Source organism: Streptomyces sp. JLYT201 (assembly GCF_059448825.1).
The window spans coordinates 1,912,237-1,928,107 of record NZ_CM182551.1; the positions used below are offsets into that span (position 1 = coordinate 1,912,237).

The following is a 15,871-nucleotide window of genomic DNA, read 5'->3' on the forward strand; positions in this document are numbered from 1 at the left end:
CGTTCACGTGGAGTGCTGGGTGGTGGCCAGGCCGAGGGCCTTGAGGTCGGGCATCGTGCCGTCCTGCGCGGCGCGCACGGATGACAGGACGGTGCCGGAGCCGCCTCCGGCGCGGGCGAAGGCGTCCTGCATGACCTTGCTGGTGGCGGTCATCCGGGGGCCCCACACCCAGCCGTCGCGGATCTTGCGGGCCTCCTCGTCGAAGAGCGCGTAGACGTCCTGTCCGCCGTAGTAGCCGCGGTCGAAGGCCGCGCGGCCGACCGCCACCAGGCCGGTGGCGGCCGGGTACTGGCTGCTCGCGCCGCTGGCGAGCCGGGCCTTGAGGGCGTCGGGGTGGGAGACCTGCCACTCGATGAACTCCATGGCGGCCTCGGGGTTCCTCGCGTCCTTCGTCACGGCGAACGTGGAGCCGCCGTGGGTGCCGATGGCGGGCCGGTCGGGGTCCCACTGGGGCAGCGGCGCGATGCGCCACAGGCCCTTCTGCGCCGGGCGCGCGTTCATCTGCGCGCCCGCTTCCCAGGCACCGCTGAACCGGGTCAGGACCTGGCCGCCCGCGACTTGGGCGTCGAAGAGGCGGCTCTCGACGGCGTTGACGTGGACGAGGTCCTCGTCGATGAGCCGCTGCCAGTACGCCGCGACGCGCCGGGTCGGGGCGTCCGCGAGGGACACGTTCCAGGCGCCCTCGGAGGTGTCGAACCACTGGGCGCCCGCCTGCCAGGCCCAGGCCGCGAAGTGCATCGCGCCGTCCGTGGCGAAGACCGCCGCCCTGCGGCCCTCGCCGCGGCCGGGCACCCTCCGGGCGAGCTCGGCGAACTCCTCCCAGGTGGCGGGGACGTCGAAGCCGTACTTCTCGAAGAGGTCCTGGCGGTAGTGCAGCACCATCGGCTCGACGTCGAGCGGCACGCTGTACGTGCGCCGCTCGAACGTGGTCAGGCCGAGCGCCTGGGGCAGCAGCTTGGCCCGCAGTCCGGCGCCGAGCAGCGGCGTGATGTCTCGGGCGACCCCGTCTATCGCGAAGCCCGGCACCTGGGGGTACTCGATCGTGGCGACGTCGGGGGCGTTGCCCGCGCGTGCCGCGTTGCTCAGCTTCGCGTAGCCGCCGTGGTTGCCGGACGGCACCTGCTCGAAGTCGACCTGGATGTGGTCGTGCGTCCGGTTGAACGCGTCCACCACCTCCTGGCTGCCGCGCAGCGCGGACCAGAAGGTGAGGGTGGTGACGCCCTTGACGCCCTTGGCGCCCTTGGCTCCTTCGGCCCGCGGCTCGCCCCCGCCGCAGGCACCGAGGGCACCGGTGAGCGGCAGCGCGGTGGCCGCGGCGAGTACTCCCCGACGGCTGGGGCGGCTGTGTCGACCAGGCATGGGCGCCTCCCGAGGCTCCTGCGTGTCCGAGTCACGGGAATACTGATCGGCTGAGCGGACCTGGTCAATAGATCGCTCAGAAGAAGATGAACCGATCAAACGCTCATCATGGTGCGGCAGTTGAAGCTTCTGAGTCCGGCAGCGCCCCCGAAGGGGCGCGGGGCTGTGCCCATCTGCGGCTCCGCCGCGCGGGCGCGACCAGCAACAGCGCACCCGCAGCCGAAGGACAGCCCGCCACGGCAGTCCCCACGAACGGCTCAAGCCCCGCGCAGCGGTCGGGTCGAGCCACGGACCTTCAGCTCGGGCAGCAGCTCAAGGCGCCGCACGGGCTCGGCGCCCCGCGCGAGGCGGCGCAGCAGCAGCTCGGCCGCCGCCCGGCCGATGTCCGTCTTGGGCGGGGACACGGCCGTGAGGGGGGTGCTGCCGAGCGCCGCGACCACGTCGTCGTACGCGATCACGGAGCAGTCCTCGGGCACCCGCACCCCGCTGTCGCGCAGCGCCTGCACCAGCATCAGCGCGTCCACGTCGCCGTGCAGGACGGCGGCGGTCGCGCCCGTCCCGCGGAGCAGCCCCGGCAGGTCGACCGGCTGCTCGGCACTCGGCGCCGCCGGGTCGGGCACCGCTCCGGGGGAGCTGAGGGCGAGCGCCCACTCCTGCACGCCCGGGTGGTCCGCCGCGATCTCGGTGAACGCCGAGCGCAGGGCGCGGGCCGTCGGGCTGTCGTCGCGCGCGGCGAGCACGATGCGCCGGTGCCCGAGCCCCGTGAGGTGCTCGACGGCGAGGTGGACGCCGTACCAGTGGTCCGTGCACACCGCGTCGACGGCGTGCAGCGCGCTGCCGCGACGGGGCCTGCGCTCCATCACGACCAGCGGTACGGGCACGCGCGCGAGCCAGGCGTAGTCGGCCTCCTCGGTGGCCCGGTCGCGCCAGCGCGGCGCGATCAGCAGGCCTCGCGCTCCGTCCGCCAACGCCCCCTCCACCAGCGGCTGTTCGGCGCCCGGTGCGGCCGGGGCGATGTGCAGCGCGATGCGGACGCCCGCCTCCTCGAAGGCGGCACGGGCGCCGTGCAGCGTCTCGTGCAGATACGAGTGGCGCTCGGGCACGACGACCGCGACCGGGCCGCCGTCACCCGCGGGCCCGGCGGGCGCGGGCCGCTCGGCCTCGTCCGTGACCGGCCGGGCCACCCCGTGGCCGCGGCGCAGCTTGCCCTCGCGGGCGAGCTCCTCCACGTCGCGCCTGAGGGTCACGACCGACACCGCGAGCTCCGCCGCGAGATCGCTGACCCGGGTCGCACCGCGCGACCGCACCGCGGCGAGGATCCGCTGCCGCCTGAGGTCCACCGGTTCGCGCATGCTGCTGCCCCCTCGCCACGGCCGTTCGTTTGAGCGCTTTCCCTGAGCGCTTCGCACGGCGGCAGCATAACCAGCGTGCGCGAACGACCGAGGGGCCGTTCCAGATCTCTCTGAAACGGCCCCTCGACTCGCGACTTCGCAAAGTCGGGACGACAGGATTTGAACCTGCGACCCCTTGACCCCCAGTCAAGTGCGCTACCAAGCTGCGCCACGTCCCGGTGCGTTCCTCGCGGTGGGTGTTCCGCGTGATCACGCAGGTAGAACTCTACCCCACGTACGGGGGTGGTCCTGGCCGCCCCCGTCGCAGGTCACCGCCCGGCGGCGGGGTGCGGGCCCGGGGCGGGAGAATCGCCGCATGACGAGCGCACTTGGACCAGGTGGCCGGGACCGGGACACGGAGGGCCGGGCGCGCAGCGCGCGGCCGCGCGACGGGCTGGGGCGGCCGCTGCCGTACGGGGCCGAGGGCGTGGCGCGCCAGCCGGAGGGCGTGACCCGCACGCCCGCCCGGACCCTCGCCGAGGCGCAGGCGCTGCTCGACGCCGGGCGTCCCTTCCACGCGCACGAGGTCTTCGAGGACGCCTGGAAGTCGGGGCCCGAGCGGGAGCGCGGCCTGTGGCAGGGGCTCGCGCAGCTCGCCGTCGGCCTGACCCACGCGGCGCGCGGCAACGCGACGGGCGGGGCGCAGCTGCTGCGCAGGGGCGCGGGCGCCGTCGCGGAGTGGAGCGCTGCCGGGCCGGGGCGCGAGCGGCCGTACGGGATCGGCGTGGCGGAACTGGTGACGTGGGCGCGGGGGTTGGCCGCGCGGGTCGAGGAGGGCGAGGTGCCCCTGGACGCGGCGGCGGCCGCGCCGACGCTGGCCCCCGGAACGCCGCGCGGGGACGGGTGACAGACTCCTGACGTGCGAAGGATTCATGTCATCGGGATCGGCGCGGGCGACCCGGACCAGCTCACCCTGCGGGCCGTCAAGGCGATGGAGGACACCGACGTGTTCTTCGTCCTCGACAAGGGCGAGGGCAAGGAGGACCTCATCGCGCTGCGCCGGGGCATGCTCGACGCGCACCGCCCGGACGGGGCGTACCGCGTCGTCGAGGCCCGCGATCCGCGGCGCGCGCAGGAGGCGGACCGCGTCGCCTACGCCGGCGCGGTCGACGACTGGCGCGGCCGCCGCGCCGACCTCTACGAGCGTCTGATCGCCGAGGAGCTGGGCGCGCAGGACACCGGCGCCTTCCTGGTGTGGGGCGACCCCGCCCTGTACGACAGCACGATCGCGATCCTGGAGGAGGTCGTCGGGCGCGGCGCCGTCGCCTTCTCCTACGACGTGGTGCCCGGGGTCAGCAGCGTGTCGGCGCTGGCCGCCCGGCACCGGGTGGGCCTGAACCGCGTGGGGCGCCCCTTCCAGGTCACCACGGGCCGCCGCCTGACCGACGAGGGCTTCCCCGAGGGCGTGGACGACGTGGTGGTGATGCTGGACGCCCGGCAGGCCTTCCAGCGGTACGCCGACCGGGACGACCTCGACATCTACTGGGGCGCCTACCTCGGCACGCCCGACGAGATCCTCGTCTCCGGGGCGCTGCCCGAGGCGGCCGGGCGGATCGCGCGGCTGCGGGCCGAGGCCCGCGCGCGCAAGGGCTGGATCATGGACACATATCTGCTGCGGCGGCGCCCGCGGGACTGAGCCCGCCGCCGGACGGGCCGTCACCGGACCGGACGGCCCGGCATGCACACGCCCGGTACCGGTGTGAGGGTGTGCCTGTGACCGTCACCGAGCACGCCGAGGCCGCGCGGGTACCGGAGCAGGGCCCGCCGGTCCTGGACCGGCGCCGCCGCAATGTCGTCTTCGTCACGATCATGCTGGGCGTCCTGCTCGCCGCCCTCGACCAGACGATCGTCGGCACGGCCCTGCCGACGATCGTGTCGGACCTGGGCGGCGCCGCGCACATGTCGTGGGTGGTGACGTCGTACCTGCTCGCGGAGACCGTCGCGACGGTCCTCGTCGGCAAGTTCGGCGACCTGTTCGGCCGCAAGGTCGTCTTCCAGGTGTCGGCGGTCGTCTTCATCACCGGCTCGTTCCTGTGCGGCCTCGCCACGAACATGTCGCTGCTCATCGCCTGGCGGGCGATGCAGGGCATCGGCGCGGGCGGTCTGATGGTCACGTCGATGGCGCTGATCGCCGATGTGATCCCGCTGCGGGAGCGCGGCAAGTACCAGGGCGCGATCGGTGCCGTCTTCGGCGTCTCCACGGTCATCGGCCCGCTGCTCGGCGGTCTGTTCACCGACCATCTGAGCTGGCGCTGGGCCTTCTACGTCAACGTGCCCATCGCGGTCCTGGTCGTCGTGGCCGCCGCCCGCACCATTCCGTCGGTGAAGTCGGCGGCGCGGCCCGTCATCGACTACCTGGGCATCGCGCTCGTCGCGATCGGCTCCAGCGCGCTGATCCTCGCGACCAGCTGGGGCGGCAACGAGTACGCGTGGGGTTCGGGCGTCATCATCGGCCTGTTCGCGGGCGGGCTCGCCGCGCTCGCGGGCTTCTGCTGGGCGGAGACGCGCGCGGCCGAGCCGATGCTGCCGATGCGCCTGTTCGCCAACCCGGTGTTCACGGTCTGCTCGGTCCTCAGCTTCATCGTGGGCTTCGCGATGCTCGGCGCGATGACGTTCCTGCCGACGTACCTCCAGTACGTCGACGGGGACTCGGCCACGATCTCCGGCGTGCGGACCCTGCCCATGGTCGTCGGCCTCCTCATCGCCTCGATCTTCAGCGGCAACGTGGTCAGCAGGACGGGCACGTACCGGATCTTCCCGATCGTGGGCGCCCTGGTGATGGCGCTCGGTCTGTTCCTGATGTCCCTGATGGGCAGCGCGACCAGCGCGTGGCTGGAGTCGCTGTACATGTTCGTGCTCGGCGTCGGCATCGGCCTGTGCATGCAGGTCCTCACCATCGCCGTGCAGAACACCGTCGCCTACGCGGACCTGGGCACCGCGACGTCCGGCGTCACGTTCTTCCGCACGCTCGGCAGCTCCTTCGGCACGGCCGTGTTCGGCACCATCTACGCCAACACGCTGGCCCCGAACCTCCGGGACGGCATCGCCGAGGCGGCGCGGACCGGGGCCGCGCCGCAGGAGGCGATCGCGAAGGCGTCGCAGAGCCCGGAGGGGCTGCACGAGCTGCCGGGCGCGGCGGCGGCGCCGCTCGTCGAGGCGTACGCGGACACGCTCCAGACGGTGTTCCTGTGGACGGTGCCGGTCGCCGCCGTCGGGTTCGTCGTGGCGCTGTTCCTCAAGCAGGTGGAGCTGCGCGACAGCGCGCGGATGAGCTCCAACGACATGGGCGAGGGGTTCGCCTCGCCGTCGTCCGCGGGCGACTCGGCCCGGCTCCTGGAGCTGGCCGTGGGGAACATCCTGCGCCGCAAGGGCGTCGGCACCGCGCGCACCGTCATCAGCCGGTCCGACACGCGCCTCGATCCGGCGGGCGCCTGGGCGGTGATGCAGGTGGCGCTCTTCACCCGTCTGGTGGGACACGCGAACCTGAACCTCATCGCGGCCCGGCGGCGGCTGCCCCCCGAGGTCCTGGTGCCGGTCTTCGACCGCATGGTCGAGGAGGGCTACCTCAGCCGCAGCGGCACCCTGTTCCAGCACACTCCCGCGGGCGAGCGGGAGGCCGGGGTCATCGGCAAGGAGTGGGCGCGCTGGCTCGCCGAGGAGCTGGAGAAGGACGGCAGGCGCCCCGAGAGCGGTGCGGTCGAGGACGACGCCCGGCTGATGGCGGCGGTCGACGCGATCGCCAAGCGGCTGCTCGCGGAGGACCTGAGCACCCCGTAGGCGCGGGGCGCGCCCGGCCGCGACGAAGCCGCGGACAACCGAAGAACCCTTCCCGCACATCGCTCACGCCAAACGTTTCCGCGCGGGGCGTCCGCCTTATCCGTGGTATCAGAACGGCCTGATTGACCCCGCCGTGGCCACGGCGCGGGGCGGAGCGTTGGGTGGGCATGGAGACCGACGGCGCAATCCACCAGGTACACGCCCGGCTCGTCGGGGCGTACTGGCTCGACTCCCCCTACCTCCGGCATCCGCGGTGCTGTTGTTGCGCCCCGGCCCGCCCCGCACGGCCGTGGGGCGTGACGGCGGTGGGCCTCGCCTGTCTGGCGCTGGCGCTCACCGTGGCCGTCACGCTCATGTAGCGGTGCGGACGCGGCCCGGGGTCAGTCGCGCTCGACGAGCACGGCGCTGCCCTGCCCCACGCCGACGCACATCGTGGCGAGGCCGCGGGTGGCGCCCGTGCGGCCCATGCGGTGCAGGAGCGTGGTGAGGATGCGGGCGCCGGAGCAGCCCAGGGGGTGGCCCAGGGCGATGGCGCCGCCGTCCGGGTTGACCAGGTCCGGGTCGATGCCGAGCGTGTCCACGGAGGCGATCGCCTGGGCCGCGAAGGCCTCGTTGACCTCGGCCTCCTGCACGTCCGCGACGGACCAGCCGAGCCGCGCCAGGGCCTTGCGCGTCGCGGGCACGGGGCCGATGCCCATCACGTCCGGGTGCACGCCCGCGCTGGCCCCGGCCGCGTACCGGCCGAGCGAGGTGAGGCCGAGGTCGCGCAGCGCCTCCTCGCTGACGAGCAGCAGCCCCGCGGCGCCGTCGTTCATCGGCGACGCGTTGCCCGCGGTGACGCTGCCGCCGTCGCGGAACACCGGGCGCAGCTTGCTGAGCTTCTCGTACGAGGTGTCCTCGCGGATGCCCTCGTCGGCGTCGACGACCGTGCCGTCCGGGGTGGTGACGGGCAGCAGCTCGGCGTCGAAGCGGCCGTCCTTGCGGGCGGCCGCGGCGCGCTGGTGGCTGCGCAGCGCGAAGGCGTCCTGGCGCTCGCGGGAGACCCCGTGGCGCTCGGCCACCTCCTCCGCGGTCTCCCCCATGGACAGCAGGCCGTGCAGCTCCCACATCCGCGGGTTGACCAGGCGCCAGCCGAGGCGGGTGTCGACGGCCTCCATGCGGTGCGGCAGCGCCTCGTCGGGGCGCGGGAGGACGAACGGGGCACGGCTCATGGACTCCGAGCCGCCCGCGACGACGACGTCCGCCTCACCGGCGGCGATGGCGCGGGCCGCCGTCGTGACGGCTTCCAGGCCCGAGGCGCACAGCCGGTTCACGGTGGCTCCGGGCACGGACTCCGGCAGGCCCGCGAGCAGCGCGGCCATGCGGGCCACGTTGCGGTTGTCCTCGCCCGCCTGGTTGGCGGCGCCCCAGTAGACGTCGTCGACGCGGGCCGGGTCGAGGTCCGGCACGCCGTCGAGCAGGCCGCGCACGACGGTGGCGGCGAGGTCGTCGGGGCGGACGGAGGACAAGGCCCCGCGGAGCCTCCCGATGGGGGTGCGGCGGGCGGCGGCGAAGTGAACGGTGCGCACGGCGACTCCGGAGCGTGTACGGCCGACAAGCGGTTAATTAGCGCTGCTAGTTTCGGAGTGTACGTGGCACCCGGGTCCGGGGGAAGCGCGGACGGCCGTCCCGGCACGGCCGCTCCCCCGGGGCCCGCGCGGGCGACCCCCGGAAGCCGGTCCCGCCGCGCCACCGGCCTCAGGCGGGCGTCCAGGCGCGGAAGATGCCGACGCACCCCCGCACGGTCAGGTCGAAGTGGTCGAAGTGCTCGTCGAGCTGCGCGCGCAGGTCGTCGAGGTGGTCGTCCTCGTTGTGGAAGGCGCCCCGCTTGTTCAGCGTCCGCAGGGCCCGGCGGGCGGCGCGGGTCACCGGGACGCCGCCGGTGAGCACCGTGGTGCCGAAGACGACCCCTCCGGGGCGGACGACGGCCCCGGCGTGCGCGAGGGCGATCCCCTTCTCGCGCAGGCTCCCCGGGACGCAGTGCAGCAGATAGCTCATGCCGACCGAGTCGTGGGACCGCTCCGGCACGGGCAGGGGCTCCAGGACGTTGGCGCGGACCGTGGAGACCTCGTAGCGCCGCAGCCGGTTGGCGGTGTGCGCGAGGGAGTTGGGGTTGAGGTCGACCAGGGTGATCCGGGGGTCGGGCACGGGGAACCGGGCGTGGTGCAGCAGATAGCCGCTGCCCACGCCGATGTCCATGTGGCGCGCGCCGACCTCGGTGTCGTACAGCTTCCGGGAGACCGCGGGCGGGCACCGCCACAGGAGGGGGGCGGTGCCCCGGTAGACCGTGAGGTCGTAGAGGTTGAGGAACGGCTTCGAATACCCCGACTGCCCGTCGATGACGGCCTGGTCGAGGTCGTCGATGGGCTTGCTGCCGCCGGTGCCGTGGGACGTCATCATGCTCCTAGGGTGGTCGGGTGCCGTGCCTCAGTGAAGGCCGCCGAGCCAGTCCCGCACCGCGCGCAGGGCGGGCTCGCTGTGCTCGCGGATGATCGAGAAGTGGGTGCCCGGCGTGTCGACGGCGGTGTGCGGCAGGTGCCAGCGCGGCCGCCAGTCGTCGGGGGCCTCGGCGGGGGCCTGGCCGTCCGTGGCCGGTGCGTCGAAGGCCGGTTCCACGGCGCGGACGAGCAGGGTGGGGGCGTCGATCTCGCGCGGGCGCCACGTCTCGAAGAGCTGTGCGTAGTGCGCCAGGGCGGTGAGATACGCGTCGTCCCCGGTGTCCTCCGTCCACAGCACGCCCGGCGCACCGGTGGCGCGGGCCCGGTCGATCCGGGCGTGCAGCCGCGGGATCATCGGGCTGCCGGGCCAGTAGCTGTCCAGGAGGACCACGGCGGCCGGGCCCGCCCCGCGCTCCTCGAGGACGGCGGCGGTGGCGTGGGCGATCCAGCCGCCCGCCGAGTACCCGAGCAGCACGGCCGGGCCGCCGTCGGCGCGAGCGCCGACCCCGTCGGCCAGGAGGTGCGCCAGGACGTCCACGGACGCGGGCAGCGGCTCCCGCCAGTCGAAGCCCGGGACGGGCTGGGCCCATACGTCGTGCTCGCCCTCGGCCGCCGCGGCGAGGCGCGCGTACTGGGGCGCGCCCGCGCCGACGGCGAACGTCGGGAAGCAGACCAGGTCCGGTCCCGCGGTGGCGGAGCCGCGTGCGAGGCGGACGCGCGCCGGGCGCAGCCGCTCGTCGGGCGCGTCGAAGGTGGGGCGGAACCGGGCGACGCCGCGCACCAGTTCGTGGAACTCGTCGGTGCGGCCGAGCTCGCCCGCGCGGGCGAGCAGCGGGCCCAGGGTGAACCGCGCCCCGGCGGCGGGCGCCGCGTCGGCCGCGCCCTCGGGGCCCGCCGTCTCCGCCTGCTCCGCCAGGAAGCGGGCCACGTCGGGGACGGTCGGGTGCTGGAAGACCAGGGCGGGCGGCAGGCGGAGCCCGGTGGCCGCGCCGAGCCGGTTGCGCAGGTCCACCGCGGTCAGCGAGTCGAAGCCCAGCTCCGGCAGGTTCCTGTCGTCGGCGACCCCGGCCGCGTCGGCCAGCTTGAGCACGGCCGCGACCTGGGTGCGGACGAGGTCGGCGAGCAGCTCCCGCCGCTCGTCCTCGGTGGCCGCGGCGGCCAGGAGCGCACGGAACTCCCGCCCCCGCTCGGCGCGTTCGGAGCCGCGCCCGGGGCCGGAGGCGCCGAGCGGCGAGCCGGCCGGCTCGGGCCAGTACCGCTCGTGCTGGAACGCGTACGTGGGCAGCTCCACGAGGGTCGCGCCGACGTCGGAGAGCATCGTGTCCCAGTCCACGGCCGCGCCGCCGACGTGCAGCCGGGCCAGGGCGGCCAGGAGCGCGCTCACCGTGGCGCCGTCACGGTCCGCCTCCACGTGGTCGCGCACGCCCTGGGCGTCGAGCCACCGCACCGCCTCGTCGGCCGTGCCCGTCTCGCGGGAGAGGCGGGACCAGTGCTCCGGGGTGGAGAGCTCCTCGTACGGGACCGGGCGGCCGGTCCGGCCGGAGACGACGGGGATCACCGGCGGGCGGAACGTCAGCTCCTTGGCGACGCGGTGGACGCCGTCGGCCTCCTGGTCGAGGGCGAGGGCGAGCGCCACCGCGTCGGCCAGGGACAGGGCGCCCGCGCAGTGCGCCGCCGTCACCTCGCCGGCCGCGTGGCCGAGGAGGTGGTCGGGGGTGACGCCCCAGTGTTCAAGGAGGCGGAACAGCGCGACGCCCTCGGCGAAGCGGGCCAGGGCCCGGGACGCGCCGGGCGCGGGTGCGTCGGGGTGCGCGGCGCACGCGGCGGCGACCTCCGCCAGGGCGGCCGCGTGGACCGGGAGGTGCGCGTAGGCCGGGTCGGCGGGGCGGGTCGGGGCGGCGGCCTCGCCGGAGGGGGTGGCTCCGGCTGAGGGGGCGGCCCCGGCTGAGGGGGCGGCCCCGCTCATGTGCGTGTCCCCGCCGGAGAAGTGGAGGGCCAGCCTGCCGCGGGCGCGGGCCGCGCCCCGGAGAACGCGTCGGGCGTCCGGCCCGCTCTCCCCGGCCTCCGCGTCCTGCCCGCCCTCCGCGAGCAGTGCGAGGCCCGCCAGGAGCGACGCGCGGTCCTCGCCGAGGACGACGGCCCGGTGGTCCAGGGCGGCCCGGGTGCTCGCCAGGGAGCGCGCGACGTCGGCCGGGGCGAGGTCGGGGCGCTCGGCCGTGAACTGCCGCAGCCGCTCGGCCTGTTGGCGTACGGCCTGCTCCGTCTTGCCGGAGAGGATCCAGGGCAGGGCGGGCAGCGCGGCGACCGGCCGCGGCACCTCGGCGAGCGCGAGGTCCTCGGTGGGCGCGAGGCCCTCGGCGGGCGCGAGGCCCTCGGCGGGCGTGCGGGGCTCGGTGGGCGTCCGGGGCTGCGTGGGCGTGTGGGGCTCCGTGGGCGCCTGCTCCAGGATCACGTGCGCGTTGGTGCCGCTGATCCCGAACGACGAGACGCCCGCGCGCCGCGCCCGGCCCGTGTCCGGCCACGGCCTGGCCTCCGTCAGCAGCTCCACGGCGCCCGACGACCAGTCCACGTGCCGGGTGGGGTCGTCCACGTGCAGGGTGGGCGGCAGGACGCCCCGGCGCAGCGCCATCACCGTCTTGATGACGCCGCCCACGCCCGCCGCGCCCGCCGTGTGCCCGACGTTGGACTTCAGCGACCCCAGCCACAGGGGCGACCGGGCGGGCCGCCCCTGGCCGTACGTGGCCAGGAGGGCCTCCGCCTCGATGGGGTCGCCGAGGGTGGTGCCGGTCCCGTGCGCCTCGACGGCGTCGACGTCCCGGGGCTCCAGCCCCGCCTGCGCCAGGGCCTGGCGGATCACGCGCTGCTGGGCGAGGCCGTTGGGCGCGGACAGGCCGTTGCTGGCCCCGTCCTGGTTGATCGCGGAGCCGCGGATCACGGCGAGGACCTCGTGGCCCTCGCGCCGGGCCTTCGACAGGGGCTCCACCAGGAGCACGCCGACGCCCTCGCCCCAGCCGGTGCCGTCGGCCGCCGCGGCGAACGCCTTGCACCGGCCGTCGGGGGCCAGCGCGCCCTGCGCGCTGAACTCCACGAAGGCGCCCGGCGTGGACAGGACCGTGACGCCCGCCACCAGGGCGGCCGTGCAGTCGCCCTGCCGCAGCGCCTGCACCGCCAGGTGGAGGGCGACCAGGGACGACGAGCACGCGGTGTCCACGGTGACGGCGGGCCCTTCGAGACCGAAGGTGTAGGCGAGCCGCCCCGAGGCGACGCTCGTCGACGTGCCGGTCATCAGGTGCCCCGCGCTCTCGTCGGGGTCGGCGGTGAGCAGCGGCAGATAGTCCTGGCCGCTGAGGCCCACGAACACGCCGGTGCGGCTGCCGCGCACCGCGTCGGGCGCCAGCTTCGCCCGCTCGAACGTCTCCCACGCCACCTCCAGGAGGAGGCGCTGCTGCGGGTCCATGGCCAGGGCCTCGCGGGGGCTGATCCCGAACAGGAGCGGGTCGAACCGGTCGGCGTCGTGCAGGAAGCCGCCGCGGCGGACGTAGGTGCGCCCCGGCGTGCCCGGAGTGGGGTCGTACAGGTCCGCGACGTCCCAGCCGCGGTGGGCGGGGAACGACGAGGTCGCGTCCCGCCCCGAGGCGACCAGCTCCCACAGCTGGTCGGGTGACGCCACGTCACCGGGGAACCGGCAGCCCATGGCGACGATCGCGACCGGCTCGTCGGCGACGGGCCCGGCCGGCACCGGGGCCGCGGCACCTTCTTGACCGCCCGTCAGGAGCGTACGGAGGTGGGCGGCGAGCCGCTCGGCCGTGGGGTGGTCGAAGACGGCCGCCGGGGAGACGCGGACGCCGGTCGCGGTGGCGAGCCGGTTGCGCAGCTCCATGGCCGTCATGGAGACGAAGCCGAGGTCGGTGAAGGCCCGGGTGGGGTCGAGGTCCGCCGGGTCCTGGTGGAGCACGGCGGCGGCGTGCTCGCACACCGTCTCCAGGACGAGGCGTTCCCCGGCGCCGTCGGGCAGTTCGGCCAGGCGCCGACGGAAACCGGCGGCCGCGCTGTCGTCGCCTTCCCGGGCCCGCACGGCGGCCTGTGCCCCGTCCGGCCAGTAGCGGCGGCGCTGGAAGGCGTGCGTCGGCAGGTCCACCAGGCGCGCCCTTGGCCCGATGCGGCCCGACCAGTCCACGCGTACGCCCTGGACGTGCGCCTCGGCCAGGGAGGTGGCCACGCGCCGGGCGTCGCCCTCGCCGCGCCGCAGCGAGGTGAGGACGGTGCCTTCGGCGGCGGCGCTCTCAAGGATCTCGTGCACGGAGACCGCGAGCACCGGGTGCGGGCTCACCTCCACGTACGTGCGGTGGCCCGCCGCGAGGAGGCCGCGTACGGTCGCGTCGAAGCGGACCGTCCGCCGCAGGTTCCGGTACCAGTAGGCGGGGTCGAGCCCTTCGGTGTCGAGGAGGCCGCCGGTGACCGTCGAGAAGAACGGGATCGCGGCCGGGCGGGGCGTGATGCCGGCGAGCACGGCGAGGAGTTCGGCCTCCAGGGTCTCGACCTGCGCCGAGTGCGACGCGTAGTCCACGGCGACGCGGATCGCCCGTACGCCCTCCTGCTCGGCGGCCGCCAGGAGTTCGTCGAGGGCCTCGGCGTCGCCCGACACCACCACGGAGGAGGGGCTGTTGGCCGCGGCGACGGCGAGGCGCGTGCCCCACGCGGCGAGCCGCTCGCGCGCCCGGTCCTGCGGCAGCGCGAGGAACGCCATGCCCCCGCTGCCCGCCAGGCGTTCGGCGACGAGGCGGGACCGCAGCGCGACGATCCTCGCCCCGTCCTGAAGGGTCAGCGCGCCCGCCACGCACGCGGCGGCGATCTCGCCCTGGGAGTGGCCCACCACGGCGCCCGGCTCGACGCCGTGGGAGCGCCACAGCTCGGCCAGGGAGACCATCATGGCCCACAGCGCGGGCTGCACCACGTCCACGCGGTCGAGCGGGGCGGCGCCCTCGGCCCCGCACACGACGTCGACGAGCGAGAAGTCGACGTGCGGGGCGACGGCGGCGGCGCACGCGTGCAGCCGGTCGCGGAAGACCGGGGAGTCGCGGTACAGGTCCGCGGCCATGCCCTCCCACTGGGCGCCCTGGCCGGGGAAGACGAACACCGGCTTCCCCGGCTCCCGGGCGACGCCCGCCACCACGTCGGGCGCGCTGCGGCCCTCGGCCACGGCGTCGAGCCCGGCGAGGTAGCCGTCGCGGTCGTCGGCCAGCACGATCGCGCGGTGGTCGAAGGCGGTGCGCGAGGCGAGGAGCGCGTGGCCGACGTCGGCCGGGGCCGGCTCGGGGCGCTCCCGTACGTGGTCGCGCAGCAGGGCCGCCTGCTCCCGCAGGCCCCGCTCGCTGCGCGCGCTGACCAGCCAGGGCAGGGGGCCCTGGGCTCCGGCGGTCGCGTCGGCCGCCGCCGGGTCCGCGGGGTCCGCCGCCGGGGCCGGGAAGCCGTCGTGGTCCGCCTGCTCCAGGATGACGTGGGCGTTGGTGCCGCTGATGCCGAAGGAGGAGACGCCCGCGCGGCGCGGGCGCCCGGTCTCGGGCCAGGCGCGGCCCTCGGTGAGGACGCGTACCGTGCCCGGGGACCAGTCGACGTGCGGGGTCGGCTCGTCGACGTGCAGGGTGGGCGGCAGGACGCCCCGGCGCAGCGCCATCACCGTCTTGATGACGCCGCCGACGCCCGCCGCGGCCTGGGTGTGGCCGATGTTCGACTTCAACGACCCGAGCCACAGGGGCCGTTCCCGGTCCCGTTCCTGCCCGTACGTGGCGAGGAGGGCCTGGGCCTCGATGGGGTCGCCGAGCGCGGTGCCGGTGCCGTGCGCCTCGACGGCGTCCACGTCGGACAGGGAGAGCCGGGCGTTGGCGAGGGCCGCACGGATGACGCGCTGCTGGGAGGGGCCGTTGGGCGCGGTCAGACCGTTGGAGGCACCGTCCTGGTTCACGGCGGAACCCCGTACGACAGCGAGCACCGGATGACCGTTGCGCCGGGCCTCCGACAGCCGCTCCAGAAGGACCAGGCCCACGCCCTCGCCCCAGCCGGTACCGTCCGCCGCCGCCGCGAACGCCTTGCACCGCCCGTCCGGCGCAAGACCCCGCTGCCTGCTGAACTCCACGAACATGCTCGGCGTCGGCATCACCGCCGCGCCGCCCACCAGCGCGGTGGCGCACTCGCGCTGCCGCAGCGACTGCACGGCCAGGTGCAGGGCCACCAGCGAGGCGGAGCACGCGGTGTCCACGGTGATCGCCGGGCCTTCGAGGCCGAACGTATAGGCCAGGCGCCCCGAGAGGACGCTGGCGAGGAACCCCGTCGAGTAGCCCTCGAAGTTCTCCTCGGCGCCCTGGAGCAGCATCGCGTACTCCTGGCTGCTGGTGCCGACGAAGACGCCGGTCCTGCTGCCCCGCAGGGCGGCCGGGGTGATGCCCGCGCGCTCGAAGGTCTCCCAGGCCACCTCCAGGAGGAGGCGCTGCTGGGGGTCGAGGGTGAGGGCCTCGCGCGGGGTCACGCCGAACAGGCCCGCGTCGAAGGACGCAACGTCGTCGAGGAAGCCGCCCTCGCGCGCGACGCTCGTGCCGAACCGGTCCGGGTCCGGGTCGTAGAGCCCCTCGACGTCCCAGCCGCGGTCGTCGGGGAAGGGCGCGACCGCGTCCCGCCCGGTGGCGACCAGGTCCCACAGGTCCTCCGGGGAGCGGACGCCGCCCGGGTAGCGGCAGCCCATCGCCACGACGGCGATCGGCTCCCCCGCCGCCTCCTCGACGTCGCGCAGGCGCTCCCGCGTCTCGTGCAGATCGGCGGTCACCCGCTTGAGGAAGTACCGGATCTTGTCTTCCGTCACCATCTGAAACCCAC

The 15,871-nt window shown here is 75.3% G+C and carries 7 protein-coding genes, 1 tRNA gene and 1 pseudogene; 3 read left to right on the forward strand and 6 right to left on the reverse strand.

All coding sequences use genetic code 11. From position 1 onward, the window contains the following. Positions 1-3 precede the first annotated feature (3 nt). The 3 genes from AC5WAM_RS07550 to AC5WAM_RS07560 form a co-directional block, all read right to left on the reverse strand. A complete protein-coding gene (locus AC5WAM_RS07550; protein ID WP_495522060.1) occupies positions 4-1,359 on the reverse strand; it encodes an ABC transporter substrate-binding protein in 1,356 nt (451 codons plus the stop codon). A gap of 257 nt (positions 1,360-1,616) precedes the next feature. Beyond that, entirely contained in the window at positions 1,617-2,711 is a 1,095-nt protein-coding gene (locus tag AC5WAM_RS07555; RefSeq protein WP_495522061.1) for a substrate-binding domain-containing protein, read from the reverse strand. Between the two features lie 144 nt (positions 2,712-2,855). Beyond that, positions 2,856-2,929: transfer RNA gene (locus AC5WAM_RS07560), tRNA-Pro, on the reverse strand. Between the two features lie 137 nt (positions 2,930-3,066). Here AC5WAM_RS07560 and AC5WAM_RS07565 point away from each other — a divergent pair. The 3 genes from AC5WAM_RS07565 to AC5WAM_RS07575 all read left to right on the forward strand — a co-directional run bounded on the left by AC5WAM_RS07565 (position 3,067) and on the right by AC5WAM_RS07575 (position 6,527). Then, complete coding sequence (locus AC5WAM_RS07565) at positions 3,067-3,597, forward strand: DUF309 domain-containing protein (RefSeq protein WP_495522062.1); 531 nt, start codon at positions 3,067-3,069, stop codon at positions 3,595-3,597. A gap of 12 nt (positions 3,598-3,609) precedes the next feature. Beyond that, entirely contained in the window at positions 3,610-4,386 is a 777-nt protein-coding gene (gene cobF / locus AC5WAM_RS07570) for a precorrin-6A synthase (deacetylating) (protein WP_495522063.1), read from the forward strand. A gap of 77 nt (positions 4,387-4,463) precedes the next feature. Further along, a complete protein-coding gene (locus AC5WAM_RS07575) occupies positions 4,464-6,527 on the forward strand; it encodes an MDR family MFS transporter (RefSeq protein WP_495522064.1) in 2,064 nt (687 codons plus the stop codon). Positions 6,528-6,907: 380 nt separating this feature from the next. Here the strand turns inward: AC5WAM_RS07575 and AC5WAM_RS07580 are convergent, their stop codons facing one another. The 3 genes and pseudogenes from AC5WAM_RS07580 to AC5WAM_RS07590 form a co-directional block, all read right to left on the reverse strand. Beyond that, entirely contained in the window at positions 6,908-8,095 is a 1,188-nt protein-coding gene (locus AC5WAM_RS07580) for a thiolase family protein (RefSeq protein ID WP_495522065.1), read from the reverse strand. Between the two features lie 169 nt (positions 8,096-8,264). Continuing rightward, positions 8,265-8,966 (reverse strand): class I SAM-dependent methyltransferase, encoded by a 702-nt coding sequence (locus AC5WAM_RS07585; RefSeq protein ID WP_366790611.1) that lies wholly within the window; start codon positions 8,964-8,966, stop codon positions 8,265-8,267. A gap of 57 nt (positions 8,967-9,023) precedes the next feature. Beyond that, positions 9,024-15,860, reverse strand: a pseudogene (locus AC5WAM_RS07590) (type I polyketide synthase); the annotation flags it as partial. Between the last annotated feature and the right edge of the window lie 11 nt (positions 15,861-15,871).